This is a genomic window from Bradyrhizobium sp. AZCC 1588 (assembly GCF_036924735.1).
Taxonomy (GTDB): Bacteria; Pseudomonadota; Alphaproteobacteria; order Rhizobiales; family Xanthobacteraceae; genus Bradyrhizobium.
Genome location: NZ_JAZHSC010000001.1, coordinates 5,872,693 through 5,896,767 on the forward strand (window position 1 = coordinate 5,872,693; position 24,075 = coordinate 5,896,767).

Here is a 24,075-nt window from a genome sequence, read left to right on the forward strand (position 1 = left end):
CGAAGACGGGAATCGGGCGATGAGTGTACTTGAAGCGGTATCGACGCAAGCAGTCGCGGGCGAGAGCCTGACGGGTGAAGCCTATCGCGATGCGATGCATCGCTGGCTGCATGCCAATCTGGCTGCCAGCTTCCGCAGCGACAGCGCCGCATTCGCGCCGCCCACGCTCCAGCAATCTGTCGCCTGGGAGGCGGCGATGTATCGCGCCGGCCTGACGGGGATCACCTGGCCGCGGGCCTATGGCGGGCATGGCCGATCCTTGCGCGAACATCTCATCGCCAATCAGGAGATCGGTGCGCTGGCCATGCCGGAAAGCGTCAATTCGATCGGCAAGGAGCTCGCCGGCCCCATTATCCTTGCGGTCGGCACCGAGGAACAGAAGCGGCGTTTCCTGCCCGCGATCCTCGATATGCGCAACATCTGGTGCCAGGGATTTTCCGAGCCCGAAGCGGGCTCCGATCTTGCCGGGCTTCGCACCCGCGCCACGCGGAGCGGTGACGATTGGCGGATCATCGGCCAGAAGATCTGGACCAGCGGCGCATACCGCGCGCAGCGCTGCCTCGTGCTCGCCCGCACCGGGCCGCTGGAGGATCGCCATCGGGGCCTTGCCATGTTCGCCGTGCCGCTCGATGCGAAGGGCGTGCGCGTGCGCACCATCAAGTCGATCGACGGTCGCGAGAGCTTTTGCGAAGTCTTCTTCGACGAGGTCGAGGTCGCACAGGCCGATGCCATCGGTGCGCCCGACGAGGGCTGGGCCGCGGCCATCCGCGTGCTGGAGATCGAGCGCGCAACCAACCGCATGTATCGTGCCTGGCGATTCGAGAACGAGCTGCGCCATCTGATCTCGGCCTGCAAGGCCGATCCGGCGCTGTCGGAGATGGTCGTGGACCGGCACTACGCGGTCAAGCTCGGCGAGGTGGCGGTCGAGATCGAGGTGCTGAAAGCCCATGTCGAGACCGCCGTCGAGGCGCTCGCGAGCGGCGACAAGATCGGGGCGCGCGGCAGTCTGGCAAAGCTCTATTGGAGCGAATCGCATCAGCGCTTTGCGGCGCTCGCGATCGAATTGCTCTCGCAGGCGTCGTTGCCGCAGAACCCGGCGATCAAGGTGGCGCGGCGGCGCTTTGAAGCGATCTACCTCCAAGCCCGTGCCGAGACGATCTATGCCGGCACGACCGAGATCCAGCTCGGCATCATCGCCGATCGTATCCTCCAGCTGTCGAGGGGCAAATAATGGTCGCCCGGGGTGAGGTCGCGGGTCTGCTGCACGATCGTCTCGTCGTGGTGACGGGAGCGGGCCAGGGGATTGGACGCGCCATCGCGTTGGGCGTGGCTGCTGCCGGGGCGAGGGTGGTTGTGACCGATCTGCGGCGGGACTGGGCAGACTCCGCTGCGCGCGAGATACGGGACGGCGGCACGGAAGCAATCGCCTGTTCGCTCGATGTGACCAATGCCTCGGCGTGTGCCGACGTAGCACAGCGCGTTGACGAGGAGCTCGGCTCCGCCGACGTCATCGTCAACAATGCCGGGATCATCATCCGGGAGCCGATCGACAGCCCACGCGCGCATGAGAACTGGCGCCAGGTGTTCGACGTCAACGTCAATGGCACCTTCAACGTGGTTCACGCCTTCATTCCCGCGCTGCGAAAGTCGCGGGGCTGCATCATCAACGTGGCGTCCGTCGCGGCCTTTGGCGGCATGAATGGTGCGCTTGGCTATTCGCCGTCCAAGGGTGCGGTGAGGCTGTTCACGCAGGCGCTTGCCCGCGATCTCGCGCCTGATGGTATCAGGGTCAACGCCGTCGCGCCTGGCATCATCGCGACCGAGATGAGCGAGAGCACGCGCGACAATCCGGCCAGGCTGTCCGGTTTGATGGCGCGCACGCCGTTGAAGCGTGTGGGACAACCTGACGAGATCGCAGGACCGGTGGTCTTTCTCGCCTCCGCAATGGCGTCCTATGTCAATGGCGTCATCCTGCCCGTCGACGGCGGATATCTCGCCTAGCGAGCAGCAGTTTCGAAGAGGACAATGATGACCATGGCCGGTGAAGGACTTCAGCCCGACGAGTTCGCAGCAACCGCGGCACGCGCAGTGACGGCATGTGCCGGCTTGGACGTGCGCGAACAGGCGCAAAATCTCGCCGGCGACGGCCTGCTCGGCGTCGTCGCGGATGAGGAAGTTGGGGGGCTTGCCCTGCCGCTCGGCTTCGCAGTGCCGGTGATTGCGGCCGCTCATGCGGGCTTGCTCGGATTTCCGCTGCTGGAGACCGTTCTCGTCGGCCGCCTGCTCCAGTCTTCGTTGACGCGTCTGGCCGCCGCGATCGTCTCCGGCGAGAAACTGGTGACGATCGCTTGGCAGGGCGAGGCCCTCGCGGAGCAGGCGAGCGGATCCCTGGTGCTGAGCGGCACCGTGGCGCGCGCGCCCTGCGCCGCGAAGGTCGACTACGTCCTGGTGCGGATGAAGACGGGCGCAGCGGCACTGATCCCGACCGATGCCGAGGGTGTCGTGATGGAGGATGCGGCCGGCCTCGACCTGACGGTGCCGGAGCATGTGATGCGACTGAAGGTCGAAGTTCCGGTGGGCTCGATACTGCCGGCGAACACATGGGACATGCTCAGTTCGGACGCCAACGTGCTCCGTGCCGCCGCCATCCTGGGATCTGCCGAAGCGTGCCTGTCGCTCGCGCAGGAGCACGCCTCGACACGGCGCCAGTTCGGCCACGCATTGTCCTACAACCAGGCCATCCGTCATGCATTGGCGCGGCAGAAACTGGGACTCGAGAGCATTCGCCATGCGATCACCCGGAGCCTGTCCGGCGAAGGCGGTCCGGTGCAGCGCGATGCGGCGTTCCTGGCAGCAGCGACCTATGGCAGCTCGATCAGCGAGGGCGCATTGCAGATCCATGGCGGCATGGGTTTCACATGGGAGGTCCCCGTGCATCGCCATCTGCGCCGTATCCGTACGCTGCAAGCGCAGGGTGATGCGAGCGGGCTGATCAGCGCGTTCGGCCGCCGTTACATATCGGAAGTTGCTCCATTCGCCGAGGCAGGAGCTTGAAGGAGATTGCCATGACCGAGACCAGGGATCAGACGCTCGCCGGCCGCGTTGCACTCGTCACCGGGGCCGGCAACGGCATCGGCCGCGCAACGGCGCTCAAGCTCGCCGCGCGCGGCGCGATCGTCGGCGTCAATGATCTGAAGCCGGAATTCGTCAGCGGCACGGTGGACGCGATCAAGGCGTCCGGCGGCAACGCGATTGCCGTCACGCAGGACGTATCCAGTCGCGACGGCATGCGGCAGGCGGTGCTTGGATTGGCCGAGCAACAGGGGCGCTTTGATGTCCTCGTCAACAACGCGGCCTGGGTCCGCTATCAGTCGATCGCGGATATCGCCCCGGAGACGGTCGAGCGCATGCTAAACATCGGCTTCAAGGCGGTGATGTGGGGTATCCAGGCGGCCGCGGAGGTCATGGACGCGGAACGCGGCGGCGCCATCGTCAACGTCGCCTCGGTGGCTGGCCTGATCTCGGCCAAGAACAGCATCGTCTACAGCGGCATCAAGGCCGGCGTCATGGGCATAACGCGGGCCGCTGCGGCCGAGCTCGGGGCGCGCAACATTCGCGTCAACGCGGTGGCGCCCTCGGCGATTCCGACCGAAGGCACGATGCGCAACCGCAACGCCGAGCTCGACGCGCGCCGAATCGCGCGGACGCCGCTGGGGCGACTCGGCACGGTCGACGATATCGCCAAGGCGATCTGCTTCCTCGCCGGCGACGAGAGCGGGTTCATCTCGGCGCAGGTGCTCACCGTCGATGGCGGGATCACCCTGACGAACATTGCCTGATGGTGGAAGCGCGATGGCCCAACTGACGCCGGAACAGCAGGAACTGAAGGACGCCTATATCAAAGCCCGCGGCTACTGGCGGCCGTGGACGGAAGGCTTGCTGCGCTTCGATCCAACATTTCTCCAGACCTATGGCAAATATGCGGGCTATTCCGCGGAGATGGGACCGCTGTCTGCCAAGATGCGGGAGCTGATCTACGTTGCGCTCGATGGCTCCGCGACGCATCTGTTCCGCTCCGGTCTCGCGCTGCACCTCCGCCTTGCGCTTGAAGAGGGGGCCACGGCGCGGGAGATCGTCGACGTCTTCCGTCTCGCGACGGTCCAGGGGCTGGACGGCTGCCACATCGGCATCGGCATCCTCGCGGAGGAATTGGCAGACGCGGGCCTCGCAGTCGATCCCTCCGAATTCACGAAAGAGCAGAGCGCGCTGCGGGATGCCTATGTCGCGCAGTTCGGCGATTGGCCCGACTTCTGCGAGCAGTGGCTGCGGCGCGATCCCGGCTATTTCGCCGCCCTGCTGGATCTCCTCGCGGACCGGCACGAAGGAGGCGGTCTCGACCAGCGCTCGCAATGCCTGATTTCGATTGCACTGAACGCCTGTTTCACGGCGCTCAATCCGCCGGGGCTGCGGGTGCAGATCAAGCGGGCCTTGCGACTCGGCATCGATCAACGTGAGATCCTTCAGGTGCTCCAGATGACCGCCCATCTCGGCGTGCATGCCTGTGCCATCGGCGTGCCGGTTCTGATGGACGCCCTCGACGAGCGGGCCGCGAAGGACAGTGCAGGCCGGGACGGGAGAGGACCAGACGAACGAGGAGCAAGGGAATGAAAGGATTGGCCATCCGCAATCAGAGGGCCTTTGCCTGCGGGGCTCTGTTTCTAGCCTTTGCAATCTTCTTCTTCGTGACGGCGCTGTCGTACCCCGCCGGCACGGTCGCGCGAATGGGGCCGGGCTATTTCCCGCGCCTGCTCGCAATTGTGCTGGCCGCCATCGGTCTCGTCGTGATCCTCGGTGCCATGAAATCCAGCGCGGAGCCGCAGGCGCTGCGCAAGTGGGACCTCAAGGGGCTCGCCTGGGTGACCGGATCCGTGGTCCTGTTCGGCGCCCTGCTGTTTCCGCTGGGCCTCATCGGCGCACTGCTCGTTCTGATCATGGTGTCGAGCCGGGCCAGTCACGAGTTCACCTGGATCGGAGCCCTGACGACTGCGGCCGTGCTCATCGCGCTGTGCCTTGCCGTCTTCGTCTATGGCCTCGGGCTGCAACTGCCCGTCTGGCCGTCTCTCTTCAACTGAACGGGCCGACCGATGGATCTCTTCCACAATCTGGCTATTGGCTTTGCGACGGCAGCCCAACCTGCCAACCTGCTCTACGCCTTCTTCGGATGTCTGCTGGGCACGCTGATCGGCGTGCTTCCCGGCCTTGGCCCGCTCGCGACCATCGCGATGCTGTTGCCGATCACCTACGCGCTGCCGCCGGAAGCCGCGCTGATCATGCTCGCCGGAATCTACTACGGCGCGCAGTATGGCGGCTCGACCACGGCTATCGTCGTCAATCTGCCCGGCGAGTCCTCCTCCGTCGTGACCACGATCGACGGCTATCAGATGGCCAAGCAAGGCCGCGCCGGCGTGGCGCTCGCCACCGCCGCGATCGGCTCGTTCTTCGCCGGATGCGTGGCGACGCTCGCGCTGGCTGCTCTCGCGGGCCCGCTGACGGCGACGGCCCTGCTGTTCGGCCCCAAGGAATTCTTCGCGCTGATGATCCTGGGCTTGATTCTAGCCTCGGTGCTGTCGAGCGGTCCGTTCATCGAAGGCATCGGAATGGTCGTGCTCGGCATGCTCCTGAGCCTCGTCGGCACTGACCTCAACAGCGGCAGCCAGCGCTTCGCCTTCGGCGTTCCCCAGCTGTTCGACGGTCTCGATTTCGTGCCGCTGGCGATGGGCATCTTCGGCTTTGCTGAGATCGTCAAAAATCTCGAGCAGGACAACAAGCTGTCGCTGGTCACCCAGAAGATCACCAATCTGTTTCCGACCCGGGACGATTTCCGCCGGATGGTGCCGGCGATGTTGCGCGGCACCACGCTCGGCACGCTTCTGGGAGTCCTGCCGGGCGGTGGCGCGGTGATGTCGTCCTTTGCCTCCTATACACTCGAAAAGAAGCTGTCGCGGCATCCCGAGCAGTTCGGCAAGGGCGCGATTGAGGGCGTCGCTGGTCCGGAGTCCGCGAACAACGCCGGCGCCCAGACCTCGTTCATTCCGTTGCTGACGTTAGGGGTTCCCTCCAACGTCGTGATGGCCCTGATGGTCGGCGCCATGAACATCCACAACATCCATCCCGGTCCCGAGGTGATGACCAAGAACCCGACCCTGTTCTGGGGCCTGATCGCCTCGATGTGGGTCGGCAATCTGATGCTGCTGGTCCTCAATCTTCCGCTGGTCGGGTTGTGGGTGAAGCTGCTCACCATTCCCTACCGTTATCTGTTCCCCGCGATCATGGTGTTCTGCTCGATCGGCGTCTACTCCATCAACAGCGGAACCTTCGAAGTCTACGAAGCCGCGGTGTTCTGCGTGTTCGGGTACGTCCTGATCAAGCTGCAACTGCCGGCGGCGCCGCTGCTACTGGGCCTGGTTCTGGGCCCTGCGATCGAGGAGAACTTCCGCCGCGCCATGGTGCTGTCGCGCGGCGACGTCACCGCGCTGCTGACGTCGCCGCTCTCGGCGAGCCTGCTCGCCGCAGCCGCCATCGCCGTCTTCCTGATCATGCTGCCCACGATCCGTGCGCGGCGCGAGGAGGCGCTCCAGGAATGAGATGCATCGGAAGGCTGTTGCCATGATCCGTGAACCTGCCGCCTTCGAAGCGCTGCTCGACCGTGTCCGCCGGTTTGTCCGCAACGTCGCCATTCCCGCCGAGGCGCGCGTCGAAAGCTGCGACGAGGTCCCAGCGGACATCGTCGCTGCCATGCGCGCCGAAGGCTTGTTCGGCTGGAGTATCCCGGAGGTGTATGGCGGGGCCGGGCTGACCACGGAGGAACTGGTTCTGGCGGCGTTCGAGTTGTCGCAATGTTCGGTCGCCTTTCGCGCCCGCGTCGGCACCAATACCGGCATCGGCTCGGAGGGCATCGTCGCCGACGGCACCGAGCAGCAGAAGCAGACCTACCTGCCGCGCCTTGCCAGCGGCGAATGGACCGGCTGCCTCGCCGTGACCGAGCCTGACGCCGGTTCCGAGGCTTCGAACGTGCGGACCACCGCGCGTCGCGAAGCCGATGCCTACATTCTCGATGGCGAGAAATGCTTCATCACCAACGCGCCGCTTGCGGACGTCTTCACTGTCACGGCGCGCACCGATCCGCAGTCGAAGGGCGCTTCGGGCGTCTCCGCCTTCATCGTCGAGCGCGGCAGCGCCGGCCTTGCGACCGGCGCGCCCTATCGCAAGATGGGGCAGGCAGGCTCGCCCGTCAGCGCGGTCTGGTTCAACCAGTGCCGGGTGCCCGCGGCCAATCTGATCGGCGGCCGGGAAGGCGCGGGCTTCAAGACCATCATGAAGGTGCTGAACAAGCAGCGCATTCATCTGGCCGCCCTGTCGACGGGGCCGGCGATCCGGATGCTCGACATGGCCATCCGTCACACCAGCAGCCGCGTCCAGTTCGGTGAGCCGGTTGCGAACTACCAGCTCGTCCAGGCGATGATCGCCGATTGCCGCACGGAAATCTTTGCGGCGCAATCGATGATCCTTGAAACCGCGCGCAAGCGCGACCGCGGCGAAGACATCGCCCTGGAAGCGTCGATGTGCAAGTATTTCGCGACGGAGATGTGCGGTCGCGTGGCCGATCGCTGCGTTCAGATGTTCGGCGGCGCCGGCTACATCGCCGACCTCTCGTCGATCGAGCGCTGGTACAGGGACGTCCGCCTCTTCCGTCTCTACGAGGGCACCAGCCAGATTCACCAGCACAACATCGCGCGTCTGCTGCTGCGAGACGTGGCGTGAGCCGTCGACAAAGTTCCATCTGTTCGAGGAAATGAAATGAGTGGGCCGCTTGAAGGATTGAAGGTCCTGGACATCGCCACGATCGTTGCTGCGCCCTTTGCGGCAACGCTGCTGGCGGACTACGGCGCAGACGTGCTCAAGATCGAGATGCCGGGGCAGGGCGATGGGGTGAGAGCCTTTCCGCCATTCAAAAACGGAAAGCCGTTGTGGTGGAAGAGCGTGAACCGTAACAAGAAGTTCGCCACCCTCGACCTCCGCAAGCCGGAGGGCGTCGACTTGTTCAAGCGGATGCTGCCGCATTTCGACGTGCTGATCGAGAATTTCCGCCCCGGAACGCTCGACCGCTGGGGACTTTCGAAGGAGGTGCTGTGGCAGATCCAGCCGCGCCTCGTCATCCTGCGCGCGACCGCCTTCGGCCAGGATGGACCGTATCGTGACAGGCCGGGTTTCGCGCGCATCTTCGAGGCGATGGGTGGGCTCACCTACATCACCGGCGAAGCCGACGGTCAGCCCATGCATCCCGGCTATCCGATCGGGGACGCGATCGGTGGATTGTTCGGCGCGGTCGGCGTGCTCACGGCGCTGTGGAAGCGGGCAAGAGATCCGAACGCTCCCGGCGAGGAGATCGATCTGGCGCTGACCGAGGCGGTCTTCCGGCTGCTCGACGTCCTGCCCATCGAGTTCGACCAGTTGGGGGACGTGCGCGGCCGCATTGGAAACGGCAACGCCTATTCCGCACCGGCGGCCGTGTATCGAACCAAGGATGATCGCTGGGTCACCCTGGCGGGCTCGACCAACGCACTGTTTGCGGCGAATTGCCGGGCGATCGGCAGGCCGGATCTGGTCGAGGACCCGCGCTTCTCCAACAACGCGCGGCGCGTCGGCCATTCAGCAGCGTTGAACGCGATCTTCTCGCAATGGTGCGCCTGCCATACGCTCGACGAAGTGCTCGCCGCCTTTACGGCCGAGGAGGGCACATTGGCGCCCATCTACGCGATCGATCAGATCGCCGCCGATCCGCAAGCCAAAGCGCGCGAGATGATTACCCGTGTTCCCGATCGGGATTTCGGCTCGGTCGCCATGGCTAATATCGTGCCTCGTTTCTCGGTTGACCGCACGCAGTTGAGCGGATCAGCCGGCGACGTAGGCGAGGACAATCACGAGATCTACCAGCGCTGGCTCGGGCTTTCAGACCACGAGATCGAACGCCTCGCGCAGCTGAAGGTCATCTGACGCCCGCGAAGGTCTATCGCGGCCTCCCGAGCAGATGCGACGTCGTCTCACTTCACGAGTCCTCTAGGATAAGCAAAGGTGCTCGATCGACGGAGCGAATGTTTTGTTGCTGACGTGAGGACATGGATCGGTAGAGGCCGAACCTGACGCCATCATGCTATCGCACGCCCCGCGGTAACCCACGGAGTAACGGGTGTAGAGACTTTGGCCGAAAACTTCGATTGGCTGGCCTATTGATCGCTCCTCGCCGAAACTGAAGTGCCCCTGTTGTGCCCCAAGTTTTTTGGGGCACACAGTAAGGGAACTAATCCAGCAAGCGATTGAAAAGAAAGATCTAATGGTGGACGCACAAGGGATCGAACCTTGGACCTCTCCCGTGTGAACCACGATCCGTAGTCCATGGCTGGCCAAACCAAGCCATAGGAAAGATGTGAAGGTCCCTGCAAGATGTATGTCGCGCCGCGGTGCGAGATTCTGACCGAAAGAGATGCTCGCCTCGCATCGATACTTGCTCGGCACTGTACGGCCAGAGCCGCCTCACACGGTCACCTCCGGTTTCCTACTAGCCATCGCGCTTGCCTTGCCCCGATTGGATCGCGAGAGCACGCTTCAAGCAGCCCTGAGTCCCGTTTTCATTTGGAAACAGTAGCCAAGCTATTGAAATTACTGGAGCGTATTTCGCTCATTTTTTCCAAATGCGCCTTGAAACTGCTGAATAATCGAGCTGATTTTGATTCCACCGTTCGGATGCCGATCCGGACTCAAAGCGCTGAGTTCGTGCGAACCAAGATCAATAGCGAGGAGCTAGCTAGCTGTGCGACAAGAAGGGAGAGCATGTCCTTCGTAAGCGCCCGCGCGCACCGATAGATCTGCATGAGACTTCGTGCTTCATTTTCAAAGCGTTCTAAATTGAATTGGTGGTGGTGACCTTGAGGCCGCTTGCTGCGAACTGCATAGTCGCTGCATGCATTCCCGAACCGGTTTTCCGCACATTTATGATCGCATCTTTGAGCAGTTTCACATCATCGATTCCGAAGATGACACGCTCATGCACGATGTCGCCCGCAACGCGCTATGGCTGGAGGGGCCGGGTTGTGTGTTCCAGCGCAACAATTTTGTGCTTCACACGGAGGTCCGCACCGAGGGCGTGATCAAGCCGGGACTGTTCCTCTCGGTCGTGCTGCAGGGAGTCGGCAGCGGCGGGCCGCTCCGGGGCACCCAACGATTTCGCTACAGTAACAATTCCATCACCGTGCTGGGGCTGAAGGAGCAGATGCTCTGGGAAGGTGACGCGCCGCGCGGTGCCCAGATGCGGGCGGTGGGCGTCGCCTTTCCGATCGCTTCCCTTGAGCGGATCGGACTGCGCGACGAATTCCTGATGCTCTTCCCCAAAGACCGTGGGTTCTTTTTCGCGTCCTTCAAGGCCCCGCCCCGAATTCAGGCGATCGCCGCCGAGATGATTTCGCCATCGGCCGAGGGCAGGGCGGGTGAGCTCCTGCTGTCAGCGCAGGCAACCGAGCTGCTGGCGCGGACCATGGCCGCGCTCCGCGCCGGTCACAACATGGCTGCCGTCACCGATCCGAGACGCCTGCGCCTGCAGGCGGTGAGGGATCTGATCACGTCGGATCTTCGTCATCCCTGGACGATCGCGGAACTTGCGCGTCACGCCGGCCTCAGCCGGCGCTCCTTCAACGCCCAGTTCTATCGCCTGTTCGGCACCAGCGCATCGGATTATCTGCGCATCAGCCGGCTGAAGTCGGCGCGCGAGGCCTTGGTGCATCAGGGCCTGACCGTCACCGAGGCCGCTTACGCCGTCGGCTATACCAACCCGGCGAATTTCTCCACAGCGTTTCGCAGGCACTTTGGCTACGTGCCGAGCAGTTGCCACCGCGATAAATCCGCCTGACGTGGCGATTGTCTCAAAAGTGGCAATCTGGAGACCGTCGACATACGATCAAAGATTTTTTGCGCACACGCAAAGGCATCCGGAAATCAAATCTGGTCTCTCGGCAACGGGATGGTTGGTTAAGGGGTGAGTTTGCGATGGCGCGTAAGGGCGTGGGGCCGCTTGCAAGGCATGTGGCATTGTTGTTAGCGACGGCATTTGGACTAAGCATCGAGGCCACTCCGTCTCTGGCGCAGGGCTCGCCGCAGCCCCAGTCGCTGCCGCCCGTCACCGTCGACGCGCCTAAGCCGCAAACCGCGCGGCGGGCGCTGCCCGCGCGTCGGGCAGCGACACGATCAACAGCGACACGCCGGGCCGCGGTTCCGGCCGAGCGGCAGACGGTACAATCGGACACGGCCGGCTCCGCCGGCGAACGCGCCACGGGTCCTGTCGTCGGCTATCTCGCCAACCAGAGCGCCACCGCGACCAAGACCGACACGCCCATTCTGACGACACCGCAATCGATCTCGGTCGTCACCAAGGACCAGGTCGAGGCGCAGGGCGCGCAGAATGCAACCGAAGCCTTGCGTTACACGCCGGGCGTCACCATCGCGAGTTTTGGCGCCAACGCCTTCTTCGATTCGTTCAAGCTCAGGGGCTTTGACGCGCCGCGCTACCTCGATGGCCTGCGGCTGCCGGCGGACGTCACCACCTTTGCGATCCCGCGTATCGAAACCTACGGGCTGGAGCGGCTCGAGGTGCTGAAGGGACCGTCAGCCGGCCTGTACGGCCAATCCGATCCCGGCGGTCTCCTGAACATGGTCAGCAAGCGGCCGACCGCGAGGCCGCAATACGAGATCGTCGGATCGCTCGGGTCGTTCGACCGTTTCCAGGGCGCCTTTGATATCGGCGGTCCAATCGACAAGAACGGCGAGTTCCTCTACCGCATTGTCGGCCTCGCGCGCGACAGCAATACGCAAACCGCCTTCGTGCAGGACAACAAACTGTTCATCGCGCCGAGCTTCACGTGGCGCCCGACGATGGACACCACGTTCACGATCCTGTCGCACTATCAGAAGGCCGAAAACAAGGGCTACCAGCAATACATCCCCGGACAGGTATCATTCCTGCCGAACCCGAACGGGAATATCCCGTATAGCCGGTATCTCGGAGTGCCCGGACCAGACGGTTACAATCTCGAGCAGTTCGCGGTCGGCTATGCATTCGAGCACCGCTTCGACAACAATCTGCAATTCCGCCAGAACCTGCGTTACACGAATGTCTCCAACGATCTGGCATCGGTCCGCACCGAGGGCATGCTGACGGACCGTCACGTCCTGCGCACCTATAACTATGTGAAGGCGAATTCGAAGAACGTCGCACTCGACAACCAGTTCCAGGCGGATTTTGCGACCGGGCCGTTGATCCACAAGGTTCTCGCCGGCTTCGACTATTTCGATCTCCGCGCCAATACCGACTACCGCAGCACGGGCATCGCCCCGATCGACGCCTACGCTCCGGTTTACAATACCGTGGCTCCGCCGTTCGCTTCGCTGCCTCCGTTCATCCTTCGCAACGACAAGCAGACCCAGGCCGGCCTTTATTTGCAGGACCAGATCAAGCTCGACCGCTGGACGTTGACGTTGACCGGACGGCAGGACTGGGCCAGCACGCAATTCGACAGCTTCGCAATCTTTCCGCGGGCCGGCGTCTACGCACGGGACGACAAAGCGACCACCGGCCGCGTCGGCCTGAACTACCTCTTTGATATCGGCCTGTCGCCCTATGTGAGCTATTCGACGTCCTTCACGCCAAATCTCGGTGCCGACGTCGCCGGCAATTCCTTCAAGCCGACCACGGGCGAGGGGGCTGAAGTCGGCGTCAAGTTCAAGCCGGTCGGATCCAACTTCTTGGTCACGGCGGCCGCTTTCGATATCCGGCAGATAGACGTCCTTACTCCGCTGCCATCCAATCCGCTGTTCAGCGTGCAGACTGACGCCGTGCGGGTTCGCGGCGTCGAACTCGAGCTGAAAGGCAATCTGACGCGGGAACTCGAGATTGTCGCGGGATACGCTCATCTCGATCCCAAAGTCGAGAGGAGCTTCGCCGGTTATGCCGGCAAATACATGATGAACACCGCGCTTGATCAGGCGTCACTGTGGGGCAAATATACCTGGTACGACGGGCCACTCGCCGGCCTTGGCCTCGGAGCAGGCGTGCGCTACGTCGGCGATACCTATGGCGACAATTTCAACACCTTCGTGGTGCCGTCCTACATGCTGGTGGACGCTGCGGTGAGCTACGATTTCGCCTATCTGCGTCCCGACCTGAACGGGTTGAAGGCGCAAATCAATATCACCAACCTGTTCGACCACTACTATGTGGCCTCGTGCTTTACCGGCCTGCCATATTGCGGTTTCGGCAATGCGCGCACGGTGCTCGGCACGCTGAAATACAACTGGAATTAGGAAGGCAAAATTGACTGCAGCGACGAGATCACTTCGCCGGTGGGGGACCGTCCATAAATGGACGAGCCTGAGCTGCACGCTGTTCATGCTGATGCTGTGCATCACCGGACTGCCGCTGATCTTCCATCATGAGATCGACGAACTCCTGCACACGGAGGTGAAGCCGGCCGAAGTTGCTCCCGGCACACCGACGGCAAACCTCGACCGGCTGCTCGCGAATGCCCTCGCGAATTCGCCGGGTCAGGTGCCGCATTTCCTGATCTGGGACCGTGACGAACCCAATGCGATGTTCGTCAGCGTCGGCCCGACGATCACGGCGAACCCCGTCGACAACCGCCTGGTGCGGATGGACGCGCATACCGGCGACTATCTCGATTCGCCTGACGTCACCGGCCGCTTCACCTACATCATGCTGAAGCTGCACACCGACATGTTCGCAGGGCTTCCCGGAAAGATGTTTCTCGGCCTGATGGGCATCCTGTTCTGTGTCGCGATCATTTCCGGCATCGTGGTCTATGCGCCGTCGATGCGGAAGCTCGACTTCGGGGCCTATCGCGCGCATCGCCCGCGCATCGTGCGCTGGCTCGACGTGCATAATCTTGCCGGCATCCTGCTCGTGATGTGGACGGTGGTCGTCGGCTTCACGGGCGTGATCAACACCTGGGCCGACCTCGTCTTGAAGATGTGGCAGTTCGGCCAGCTCGCCGAGATGACGGCGCAATACAAAGATCGCGAGGTACCGGCGAAGCTCACCTCGCTCAATTCGGCGGTGGAGGTTGCAGCCCACGCCGTGCCCGGCATGAAGCCGAGCTTCGTCGCGTTCCCCGGCACCATCTTCACCAGCAAGAGTCACTACGCGGTGTTCCTGCGCGGCGAGACGCCACTGACCTCGCGTCTTCTCAAGCCTGCCTTGATCGATGCGGAAACCGGCAAGCTCACCGACACGCGCGACATGCCCTGGTACGTCTCGACGCTGTTCATCTCACAGCCGCTTCACTTTGGCGACTATGGCGGCATGCCGCTGAAAATCCTGTGGGCGATCCTCGATGTGCTGACCATCATCGTGCTGGGCACCGGAGTCTATCTCTGGCTGCGCCGGCGCAAGACCGGCGTCAGTACGGTCCGCGTCATCGCGCAAACCTCGGCGGTCGAAGTGCCGCTGGCGAGTTCTTGACGGACGTCTCGTGCGGAATCATAAAACGCTCTGGCAGATCTTTGCCGTGCCGATCTTCATCGGCGTGCTCAGCACCGTCGGCCTGATCGCGGCGCTGGTCGGCGACGACTGGTGGGACGGCGTCTCCTGGCTGACGCTTGCCCTGCCGGTGCTACTGTATTCTTTCTACGTCCTGCGCCGCACGCGGTCTGCCTAAGGATTGTCTGTATCGCCGGTGAGCCGCTTTGCTGACTTCCAAGGCCGCTATTTATCGCGCCTGATAGCGCGCATCGCGCTGGGGTGGTGGCGGTTCGCGTCGATCACCTGATGGGGGCCGGCACCAGCGATGAACCGCACAGGCACTGTCGATTTTCGGGGGCTTTGCGGCGGGTATCGCGGCGCATGGTATCGGAACCGCGCGAGCATTCAGGTGGATGAGGTGGCAGGCGCGTTTTCAGGTCTTGTTATGAGCCTAGTGCACTGGTCATATCGTTCCTCGTACAGCTCGCGGCACCGGCTGGTGCAATGAGCCTCTGATCTCTTTGTCTTGGCTCGCGTCAACAATGAGCCGTGCTTAGCGTTGAGCGACAAGTGCATATGGGGGAGAGCTTTTTGTCATGGCGATCTATGCAGGGACCTGGGCTCCCCGGCGAACAGAAACTATTTCATGCAGATACCGCGGTCCTGATTGGAAGGTCCGCCCTCTCGATTGCAAGCAGTGAAAGACATCCAGCTTGCTGCCCTTGACCGTGAGTTGAAGGCCGCGATGAGGCGTGCATGCCTCGTCTTCGAAAGCGGAAAATTCCTTGGTGTGCACAGGCCTAAATTGCGCGAGAATCGTTCGGCAAGCTGAGCGTCAACCTGCGAGAAGTCTGCAGCGTCAACCCGAATGACGATGTCAAGATCGCCCTTGGTCAGACATCCAGGGATGGCTGTTGCCCCGACATGGTGCATCTCCGCCGAGGTCGGAAGAATAGGGAGGAGCTCCAGTTTTGTTGCCTCGAACAGACGATGTGCCGCTGTTCGAACCGCATCGATATCGGTTGCGAGAAAACGCTGGGAGGCATAGCGCTCCTCCCTTGTTTGTTCTCCTGGGACATGACTCTGCCTGCGGCTTCAAAGCGCTGAGCGTACCAATTCCGCATAAGCGCCATTGAGGGTGAGCAATTCATCATGGTTGCCGCGCTCCACAACGCGGCCCTTATTCAGAACGATGATCTGATCGGCGTGCCGGACAGTGGAAAGCCGGTGGGCGATGGTGATGGTCGTGCGATCTTTGGCCAGCGTGGCAAGCGCCGCCGACATCGCCCACTCGGTTGCCGTATCCAGTGCGCTGGTCGCCTCGTCCATCAGGAGCACGCGGGGATTGCGCAGGATCGTGCGCGCGAGGGCAAGGCGCTGTTTTTCGCCGCCGGAGAAGCGGTAGCCGCGTTCGCCCACCAGAGTATTGTAACCATCCGGGAGAGCCGATATCGTCTCATGGATCTGCGCGACCTTTGCGGCGGCGATCAATTCCTTATCCGTAGCCTCCGGCTTGGCGAAGCGAAGATTGTCCGACACGCTCGCATGGAGCAGATAAGCCTCCTGCGTGACGACGCCGAGCATGTCTGTCAGTGACTCAAGGCTCAGGTCGCGAACATCGACGCCGTCATAGCTGATCGAGCCCGCATCGACATCGTAGAGCCGCGCCAGCAGATAGCCGAGCGTCGTCTTGCCTGATCCGGTGGCGCCGACGATCGCTACATGGGATCCGGCGGGAATGTCGATCGAGAGCCCGGAGATTATCGGTGGCTGCGCTTTGTCATAGCCAAAGGTGACATGGTGGAGCCGCACGGCCCCACGAATGCGGTCGCGTTCCAAAACAACGGGATCGGGCCGCTCCGTGATCTCGACCGGCCGGTCGAGATACTCGAAAATGCGCGCGAACAAGGCGCGCGTCGTCCGGACCTCCACTCCTGATTGTAGCACCTCCTCCAGTGGCCACAGGAGTTGCTCCTGCAGCGCGATCATGGCGACCAAGGTGCCGATGGTCACCGCCGCGCCCTGGCTCATCAGCCAGCCCCCGATGAGCAAGGTCAACGCCGGCAGCGCCTGGAGCACCAGATCGATCAGCGACCATTCCCACTGCCCGGCCGTGTGGGATCGCACCTCGAGCGCCGCGACGCCTTCCGAGGTGCGTATAAAGCGACGAGTCAGATGATGGGTGCGGCCCATCGTGCGTGCGAGAATGATGCCGGAGATCGATAGCGACTCCTGCACAGCTGACGACATGTCGGCAATCCGCAGCTGCTGCTCATAAGTGATCGCTTCGCGGATGCGTCCGACACGATGACTGATCCAGATCGCGACCGGCAGAACGACGAAGGAGAACAGCGCCAGCCGCCACTCGAGCACCAGCATGGCGACCGTGGTCATCACCACCGTGCTGATGTTGCGCGTCAGGTCGCTGGCGGTGTGGGTGACCAACGCCTGCAGGCCGCCGATGTCGCTGGCGATGCGCGACTGCACCTCGCCGGTCCGCGTCCCGGTGAAGAATCCGAGCGAGAGCGACTGCAGATAAGCGTAAACCCGCACCCGCAGGTCGTGCATGATCGCCTGGCCGACCTTGGATGTGACCAGAGTCTGGAGCACCGTGATCGCGGCGCTCAAGCATGCCACCGCGATCAGGCTGGTCGCCAGAAGCGTCAGCAGGCGGAGGTTGCCGTGTGGGAGAGCGTCGTCGATGATCGCCCGCAGCAGAAACGGCGCAGCGACCCCGGCCATGGTCGATAGCAGAATGAGAAGTAGCACCGCGGCAACGCGGCCGATGTAGGGCTTGAACAGGCCGAGGATGCGGAGCGCCGCAACGTGCTTCGCCGCCAACTCGTGATATGAGAAATCCTCGGGTTCCTCGTTGTCGCGTGCCATGACTATCTCCAGCCGAGCGTGCGAGCGCGCCCGGCACTCAGGCGGAGGAAGAGCGCCGTGGCAAAAAGGATCGCCGTCGCAACGCCAATCACGACCACGAAGGCCCGGTCGAAGGCGGAACGCGCGAGCGCCCGCAGGTCCTCCGCAGTCGGGCCTTGCAGCTGTTCGGCCACCATCAGCGCCTGGTCGAGCCCGTCATAGGCGATGTCGCTCGCCCCCAAAGACACGGGCAAAATCAGAGAGGCGGAGTAAACGGCGGACATGAGGCTGCCTAGGATGGCGATGCCGAGGGATCCGCCCAGTTCGTACGAGACCTCTTCGACCGAGGCTGCCATACCGGCACGGTCGGCCGGAGCTGAAAGCATGATCATGCTCGAAGCCGCTGTCATCGCGGCGCCGGCGCCGATGCCTAATCCTGCCAGGCTCGCAACCTGATAGATCTCCGCCGCGTCGTGCAGAAAAAGGTATCCCGCGAGCCCGATGGCCGCCACGAGGATGGCGCTCCACAAGATTGCTTCACCGTCCCACCTTGGCAGGGCAATGCCCGTCAATGGACCACCGATGAAAGCGGCCAGAGGGATGGGCAGGATGAACAGCCCCGCCTCCAACGGCGATAAGCCGAGGACGAGCTGGAGCCGCTGGCTCACCACGAGCTCGACCCCCACCAAAGCAAGAGAGGCGATCAATGCCGTCGCCACGCCCGCCGAGAAGCGACGATCGCGGAATAATGTGAAATCGATCAGCGGATGGGCCGAACCGTTTTGCCGCCGCACAAAGAGAACGAGCGCGACCACGCCAATGAGGCTGGCTGCTGCGACGCTCCCAGAGGAGGATACAGGCTTGGAGAGTTCCTTGATCGCATAGACGACGCCAACGAGACCAGTCAGGATCTGCAACGAGGCAATCAGGTCCCACGGGCGATCGGTCCGCCCTCCGCTCGCTGGAATAACGAACCCGCCAAGAACCAAGGCGACAAGCACGATAGGCACGTTGATCAGGAAGACCGAGCCCCACCAGAAATATTCGAGCACTAGACCGCCCACGATCGGACCGAATGCAGCGCCGCCAGACGCGACTGCCGCCCAAATCCCGATCGCCAATGATCGCTCGCGCTCATCGATAAAGGTCAGGCGGATGATGGAGAGGGTCGCCGGCATCATCATCGCAGCGCCTATTGCCAACAGAACCCGCGCCGCAATCAGGATGGAAGGCGCCCAGGCATAGGCGGCGACCAGCGAGGCGAGGCCAAAGACGACCAGACCGCCGATGAAGAGCTTTCTGTGGCCGAGCCGATCTCCCAGCGTCCCGAGACCTGGCACCAATCCTGCAACGACTAGCGGGTAAGCGTTGACGATCCAGAGCTTCTCAGTGGCTGACGCGCCAAGATCATGCGTCAGGCGCGGCAGCGCCGTATAGAGCACCGTCATGTCTATGACGATGAGGAGCAATGCACTGGATACGATGGCCAGGACCAGCCACCGATTTGCGAGAGCCATAACAATCACCGATGTTCTCTGTGGAAGCAGCTTGGCTAGCTCGCTTGCCATTCTGAGAGGTCCGATATAAATACGTCCGTATTGAAATTCAAGGAGAGGAGAAATGAGTCGACCTCGAACAATTGACCGCAACAAGGTGCTGGACGCTGCGGAAGCTGTCGTGGGTGAGATTGGTGCTGCCGCCCTCACCATCGATGCGGTCGCCAAGGCTGCCGGTATCACCAAGGGCGGGGTGCAATATTGCTTCGGAACCAAGCAGCAACTGATCAATGCTATGTTTGACCGGTGGGAGGCTGAGTTCGACCAGGCGATCGTCGAACTGGTCGGGAAAGACCCTGATCCGATGACTCACGTTCGCGGCTATATCGAAGCGACCATGGAAATGGACAAGGTTTCCAACGCCCGATCGGCCGTTCTGATGGCAGCGCTCATCCAGACACCCGAACATCGCGAAAGGGCGCAACGATGGTATCGGCGACGCATGAAGAAGCTGGATATCTCGACCAAACGCGGGCGCCGCGCGCGCCTTGCGTTCCTGGCTTCGGAAGGAATCTTCATGTTGCGATGCTTCGGACTTATGAACGTGTCCGAATCCGAATGGAGGTCGACCTTCGCGGATATCCTCGCGCTTCAGTCTGGCCGTCCGTCGTCGAGCCGATGAACTACCGTCTGTATTCGAGTGCTCGACCACAAGGGAACGTCCTTTCGCCGTCGGTGAGATCGCGTCAGCAAACGGCGGCGCTCGCGCCAGCGATGCGAAGACCTATACGATATGCTTCTCCATCGTCATTCGTCCGCATGATTTCTGTTCCTTTCGAGCACGCGCTGCGAGCACAACTGACCTCACGTGGATTACCCGAACATTACGTACGCCGAAGGCGCATTGAGCTCTAAAGAATTGCGACAAAGCCCTTTGCAGCTTGCACTCACCGTGCTGAAGATCGTGCTGAAGGTTGGGAAGCAGCAGATCTCAGTCGTGGCGAGGCCGCCAACGTGCTGCGGGACCCTGCCACTATGAGCTTCGAGAGGGACTGGATGAGCAACATAAAATTCACCGCGCAAATCTATCGCGATGACAAAGCGTGCTTCACTCCAATAAACTTCGATCCAAAAAAACCTTCGGCAAAGTCCGCGCTCCTGTCCGCATCACCCTAAATGGCTATACTTACCGTAGTACGATCGCTTCGATGGGCTGAGAGGTCTGCATTCCCTTGCGAAAAAGTAATAGAGAAGCGGCTGGCGTAAAGGGCGAGGAGACGCTTGAAGTCATGCTCGAACTCGATAACGAAGAACGAACTGCCTAAGCGCTCATCGGCTATGAAGCACCGCGTGACTGCGTTTGGTATGATGCGCGAAATCATGGGTCCGATGTATTATCACAGCTAGCAGCGCAGGTTGCGGAGCCCCTGAGCATCGACCTTGGCGTCCAGGTAAGCCTCACACCGGATGGTCGAGGGCTTACACTGAACGGGAGATGCGAGATCATTGCATTTCAGGTAATTCGGCAAACGCGAACGAGGAACACAACCAATGCTTCGCAGTGGAGAGCCCGCTGGGGCAAGGTACGCGCCGACCTGAACGTCATCCTGCTGCTTGATGATACCAATAAGGCGATTCAAGATTATGTGCTGGTACCTGCGTCAGGCATCGCGAAACCATATCTGACGCTTTCGGATGCCTCTTTGGCCGTCACAGGGCGGTGCGCGTCGAGACGGTGGACGAGGTGATTGCAGAGACCAAAGCAAGGTTCACATCGACCAGCCATGCCGCGTCAGCCAAGCCAACGCGGCAGAACAAGCGAAGGAAACCAAGCTGGCCCAAAACCAAGAACGTCCGCGCGCGGCACTGACGGAGCGCAGATAGAGAATTGCGCCCAAAACCTTTCCGTAGTTTCTCCTAAAATCGCCATTGAGCTTCGAAATCTCGACGAGGTCGGAACACTGGTCGGACATTACATTCTCCTGGAAACATCCCAGGTGCCCCATAGAACAGCGATTTGCCTAACCAGTCAATTGAAATTTCTGGTTTTCCGAAATTAGCCCGCTGCCGATCATTTCAAGGCTGGCGGCTGACATGGAAGATTATCGGGGGTCTGATGTCCGACGCAAAGGGTGAGTGCCGTGCGGCATGCTGTCCGAGTATGCATACAAACCACCGATTTGCCCGACAACGCGAGTCAAAAGCGAGGGCTCACGAGCCAAAGCCCGCGCGGGTTCCAGTGCAGGGCTCCCTACGTTGCGGGTCATCAGCTCTCAACAGGCTTCGACTATTTTCGCATAAAGGAAATGGTTCCCTTGCTAGCCAGCGTGCCTCGCCATGTCACCGGCATAGTACAGGTCATGCGCCGTTCCCCTTGATCAAAGGGCGTTGTTTTGCTGTTCATCTCGGATCATCGCCTCGGAACCGGTACGTCGCTCCGGGTGTCGAAATTCACTCGGGCGGCGATCGACACCACCTACACGGACGTCTGTCCTTCATAATGCATGTGCTGCGGGATACGAACTCGAATGGGGACAATTGGAATGCCTTACACAGTTTCGAGCAAAGTGAAGCCGCACTTTGAAGAGAACGGTCACGGTTGTCCAATCGTCCTCCTTCATGCATTCGAATCCGACTCTCGGGCCTGGGATTTGCAGGTTGGATACTTCGCCCGCAACCGGCGATGCATAACGTACAATGCGCGCGAACTTTCACTCAATGACGTTCCTGAAGGGCTGAGCTACTCTGGTTTGGAGGTCTCGGTCGAGGACGTTGCCGGGGTCAAGCATGGCCAATCGATTCCACGAGCACGCCTAGTTGGGTCGAGTATGGGTGGATACACAGCGATTCAGCCTTGTTCGCGGCATCCTGAAAAGGCCAGTACCATCGTTGCCACCGGAACAGGCTACGGCTCCTCTCTATGGGGACGCCAAGACTGGAAAAGAACGGTTCAGCTCTGGAGCGAATCTAGCGCAGCCATGCCCGAGTGCATGAAGCTGCGATCCATCAACAACCGCACAACGGAAAATGGATCAATCATCGGAGGAAGCAGAGGATACTACACTGTGTACCCGCGTGGACGAGGAGCGTCCGAAGAACCTACTCCTGACGGCTATGCTATCGTATCAAGATGGACTTCTCCTGAAGAGGCCGGGACTTGGTTGAAAAATGGTGGAACTGCTATCCAGTCAGGGTTAGGAGGTGACCGCGTATACGTCACTTTGCCGGGCGCACCGCAACCTAGCGGATCGGGGCCGGTTCGCATTGACTTTGCGGTTCCTCAATCTGCGCTAGTTCAATCGGGGCACGCTCAATGGCGCATGATAATGCAGCCGATCCAGAGTACTCCGATCCATAATGTAGCCATTACCGTTCCGAATGGGATCACGCTTCCATATGACAAATGATTCAAGCATCATCGTCACCAGTGAATTCGGTTTGATCGTACGCCGGAAGGCGTTGTCTGAGAGACAGGTTGATTTGGGCGATTTGTTCACCGCGATGGAGGTTGGTGAGCCGCTTGACGGTAGTGACGATCTCCTGTCGTTTGGACCACACTTTGGACGAGAGGCCACAGATACGATGATCTTTCGTTTGACAAAGCTGGGGCTCGTATATTTCGATGATTTTTTTGAGTTTTGCGGCGACTATCCGGCATGGTGCATGTTTCGGGGCCGCTACAATCTGACGTCATCGGCCTGATGGCGAGATCGAAAGCCAGCAAGTCGGATTTGTTGATCTCGCGTTCGAAAACCGCAACTGATCGGCGTTATTCGTCCTACGCGCTTGTCTTCAATTGGGAGGGCATCGTCTCTTGCTGCAGGCAGTCAAGGCACTCATGGAATGCGCGGTCGGACGCGAATCTTACTGATCATGCTGTCGTGAACGAGCCTACTCACTGACTCAAAGAAAGTGTCGCCTCCATGTGCACGGCCCGAAGTGGGGAAGCACATCTCGCCGGCCATGGAGGCGCCAGCCACCGAGATTACCAATCCCAGGCGGCGTCGCGGTACCCGTCCTGGTAGCCAGACGAGTAGCCATAGTCGGGGTAGTAGGGAGCTTCATAATAGCGATACACATGAACCCGCCGAGGTGAGCGATAGACGGGGACATAAGTATGCTCGTCGTACACGTAGGTGGGGACGCGGTGGGAGTTCGCGATGGCGGCCCCGGTGAGGGCGCCGACCGCGAGGCCGCCGATCACGCCTGCTGCGATTGCGCCATCACCAGCATGTGCGGATGATGACGAAAATGAGGTAGCGGCGATGAGTGCTGCGGCTGCGATCACGATCTGTCTTTTCATTGGGGGCTCCTTGCACATGTTGTGGTCGGAACCTAGGTTCATTGCATTGCCTGAGTATTACGTGTGACGTCGAAGGCGGCGAGATGCTTGGCAGTGAGACGACCTCCGAGTCGGTCTCCACTGCGAGTTTGTAATGTACCGGTAATCCTGGTTGCTGAATAAGTCGGGCGCGGACCCTTCCGGTTCGCTCCAATGATTGCTTTTTGCCGCTTTCTGGCCGTCAACACGAGCATCGATTGGCTTCGCTGGTAGGGGAGGTTACCGTGCCGACAATTGATCAGGCCAAGACGATGGCTCAGCGGCTGCGCTTTGCGCTTGCAACTCGCAACATTGATATGCCTCATCTAACCGCGCTTGAACTAATTGCTGCTGCCTTCGGTTACGACGACTGGACCACAGCATCAGTCAAGATGGACGCGGAACCGCCTCGTCTTCTCGAATTCTTGCAGGCAATCCCGATTCTGCGAATCTTCGACGAGGCCAAGGCGCGCGCGTTCTACTGTGACTTTCTCGGTTTCGCCGTAGAGTTCGAGCATCGATTCGAGGCTCGTCTGCCGCTCTATATGGGTGTCTCGCGAGCCGGCGTGAGGCTTCATCTGACCGAGCATCACGGCGATGCTTGTCCTGGGTCGACTGTACTCGTGCCAATGCACGGCATTCAGGCATTCTATCGCGAACTTATCGACAAGCAGCACGGCTTTGGCCGACCTGGGATCGAGCAAGACCCTGAGGGTGATGTCATGGAAGTGCGCGACCCGTTCGGAAACCGCATTCGCTTCTGGCAGGAACTGGCGCATGCCAACCTCGAGCGGGTCTGCGCGACTTAGCGA

21 protein-coding genes and 1 pseudogene are annotated in these 24,075 nt (G+C 61.4%); 17 read left to right on the plus strand and 5 right to left on the minus strand.

From position 1 onward, the window contains the following. Positions 1-19: 19 nt before the first annotated feature. The 14 genes and pseudogenes from V1277_RS27275 to V1277_RS27340 all read left to right on the plus strand — a co-directional run. Positions 20-1,231 (plus strand): acyl-CoA dehydrogenase, encoded by a 1,212-nt coding sequence (locus V1277_RS27275; RefSeq protein ID WP_334418963.1) that lies wholly within the window; start codon positions 20-22, stop codon positions 1,229-1,231. After that, on the plus strand, positions 1,231-2,001 hold the full coding sequence (locus V1277_RS27280; RefSeq protein ID WP_334418964.1) for an SDR family NAD(P)-dependent oxidoreductase: 771 nt from the start codon (positions 1,231-1,233) through the stop codon (positions 1,999-2,001). Before V1277_RS27275 ends, V1277_RS27280 begins: the two co-directional genes overlap by 1 nt. 27 nt (positions 2,002-2,028) lie before the next feature. Beyond that, positions 2,029-3,054, plus strand: a complete 1,026-nt coding sequence (locus tag V1277_RS27285) for an acyl-CoA dehydrogenase family protein (protein WP_334418965.1) — start codon at positions 2,029-2,031, stop codon at positions 3,052-3,054. Between the two features lie 11 nt (positions 3,055-3,065). Then, positions 3,066-3,839, plus strand: a complete 774-nt coding sequence (locus tag V1277_RS27290; RefSeq protein WP_334418966.1) for an SDR family NAD(P)-dependent oxidoreductase — start codon at positions 3,066-3,068, stop codon at positions 3,837-3,839. 13 nt (positions 3,840-3,852) lie between these two features. Continuing rightward, positions 3,853-4,668 carry a carboxymuconolactone decarboxylase family protein gene (locus tag V1277_RS27295; protein WP_334418967.1) on the plus strand — a complete coding sequence of 272 codons (816 nt, stop codon included), beginning with the start codon at positions 3,853-3,855 and terminating at the stop codon, positions 4,666-4,668. Continuing rightward, complete coding sequence (locus V1277_RS27300; RefSeq protein WP_334418968.1) at positions 4,665-5,132, plus strand: tripartite tricarboxylate transporter TctB family protein; 468 nt, start codon at positions 4,665-4,667, stop codon at positions 5,130-5,132. Before V1277_RS27295 ends, V1277_RS27300 begins: the two co-directional genes overlap by 4 nt. Before the next feature lie 12 nt (positions 5,133-5,144). Then, positions 5,145-6,644, plus strand: coding sequence for a tripartite tricarboxylate transporter permease (locus V1277_RS27305; RefSeq protein WP_334418969.1), 1,500 nt, complete (start codon positions 5,145-5,147; stop codon positions 6,642-6,644). Between the two features lie 22 nt (positions 6,645-6,666). Continuing rightward, positions 6,667-7,821 (plus strand): acyl-CoA dehydrogenase family protein, encoded by a 1,155-nt coding sequence (locus V1277_RS27310; protein ID WP_334418970.1) that lies wholly within the window; start codon positions 6,667-6,669, stop codon positions 7,819-7,821. Between the two features lie 36 nt (positions 7,822-7,857). Next, positions 7,858-9,054: a CaiB/BaiF CoA transferase family protein gene (locus V1277_RS27315; protein ID WP_334418971.1), complete on the plus strand. Its 1,197-nt coding sequence runs from the start codon at positions 7,858-7,860 to the stop codon at positions 9,052-9,054. Positions 9,055-10,150: 1,096 nt separating this feature from the next. Then, the gene (locus tag V1277_RS27320) at positions 10,151-10,960 is read left to right on the plus strand and encodes a helix-turn-helix transcriptional regulator (RefSeq protein ID WP_334418972.1); all 810 of its coding nucleotides are present in this window, start codon (positions 10,151-10,153) and stop codon (positions 10,958-10,960) included. A 137-nt stretch (positions 10,961-11,097) separates the two neighbouring features. Then, positions 11,098-13,407 (plus strand): TonB-dependent siderophore receptor, encoded by a 2,310-nt coding sequence (locus V1277_RS27325; RefSeq protein ID WP_334418973.1) that lies wholly within the window; start codon positions 11,098-11,100, stop codon positions 13,405-13,407. A 10-nt stretch (positions 13,408-13,417) separates the two neighbouring features. After that, positions 13,418-14,581 (plus strand): PepSY-associated TM helix domain-containing protein, encoded by a 1,164-nt coding sequence (locus V1277_RS27330; RefSeq protein ID WP_334418974.1) that lies wholly within the window; start codon positions 13,418-13,420, stop codon positions 14,579-14,581. Between the two features lie 10 nt (positions 14,582-14,591). Beyond that, on the plus strand, positions 14,592-14,777 hold the full coding sequence (locus V1277_RS27335) for a hypothetical protein (RefSeq protein WP_334418975.1): 186 nt from the start codon (positions 14,592-14,594) through the stop codon (positions 14,775-14,777). A gap of 123 nt (positions 14,778-14,900) precedes the next feature. Next, a pseudogene (locus tag V1277_RS27340) lies at positions 14,901-15,097 on the plus strand (LrgB family protein); the annotation flags it as partial. 123 nt (positions 15,098-15,220) lie between these two features. Here the strand turns inward: V1277_RS27340 and V1277_RS27345 are convergent. From V1277_RS27345 to V1277_RS27355, 3 genes are all read right to left on the minus strand, one after another. Beyond that, a complete protein-coding gene (locus V1277_RS27345) occupies positions 15,221-15,598 on the minus strand; it encodes a GrpB family protein (protein WP_334420466.1) in 378 nt (125 codons plus the stop codon). A gap of 78 nt (positions 15,599-15,676) precedes the next feature. Beyond that, on the minus strand, positions 15,677-17,467 hold the full coding sequence (locus V1277_RS27350; RefSeq protein ID WP_334418976.1) for an ABC transporter ATP-binding protein: 1,791 nt from the start codon (positions 17,465-17,467) through the stop codon (positions 15,677-15,679). A gap of 2 nt (positions 17,468-17,469) precedes the next feature. Then, positions 17,470-19,014, minus strand: coding sequence for an MFS transporter (locus V1277_RS27355; protein WP_334418977.1), 1,545 nt, complete (start codon positions 19,012-19,014; stop codon positions 17,470-17,472). Between the two features lie 52 nt (positions 19,015-19,066). On the opposite strand from V1277_RS27355, the gene V1277_RS27360 reads away from it, so the two are divergent. After that, positions 19,067-19,624, plus strand: coding sequence for a TetR/AcrR family transcriptional regulator (locus tag V1277_RS27360; protein WP_334418978.1), 558 nt, complete (start codon positions 19,067-19,069; stop codon positions 19,622-19,624). Positions 19,625-20,711: 1,087 nt separating this feature from the next. Here V1277_RS27360 and V1277_RS27365 read toward each other — a convergent pair. Next, on the minus strand, positions 20,712-20,915 hold the full coding sequence (locus V1277_RS27365) for a hypothetical protein (protein WP_334418979.1): 204 nt from the start codon (positions 20,913-20,915) through the stop codon (positions 20,712-20,714). A gap of 1,423 nt (positions 20,916-22,338) precedes the next feature. Here V1277_RS27365 and V1277_RS27370 point away from each other — a divergent pair. After that, on the plus strand, positions 22,339-22,644 hold the full coding sequence (locus V1277_RS27370) for a hypothetical protein (protein ID WP_334418980.1): 306 nt from the start codon (positions 22,339-22,341) through the stop codon (positions 22,642-22,644). A 283-nt stretch (positions 22,645-22,927) separates the two neighbouring features. On the opposite strand, the gene V1277_RS27375 is transcribed toward V1277_RS27370, so the two are convergent. Beyond that, positions 22,928-23,245 carry a hypothetical protein gene (locus tag V1277_RS27375; protein ID WP_334418981.1) on the minus strand — a complete coding sequence of 106 codons (318 nt, stop codon included), beginning with the start codon at positions 23,243-23,245 and terminating at the stop codon, positions 22,928-22,930. A 263-nt stretch (positions 23,246-23,508) separates the two neighbouring features. Here V1277_RS27375 and V1277_RS27380 point away from each other — a divergent pair, with 263 nt between their 5' ends. Further along, positions 23,509-24,072, plus strand: coding sequence for a glyoxalase superfamily protein (locus V1277_RS27380; protein ID WP_334418982.1), 564 nt, complete (start codon positions 23,509-23,511; stop codon positions 24,070-24,072). The last annotated feature ends 3 nt before the right edge of the window (positions 24,073-24,075 follow it).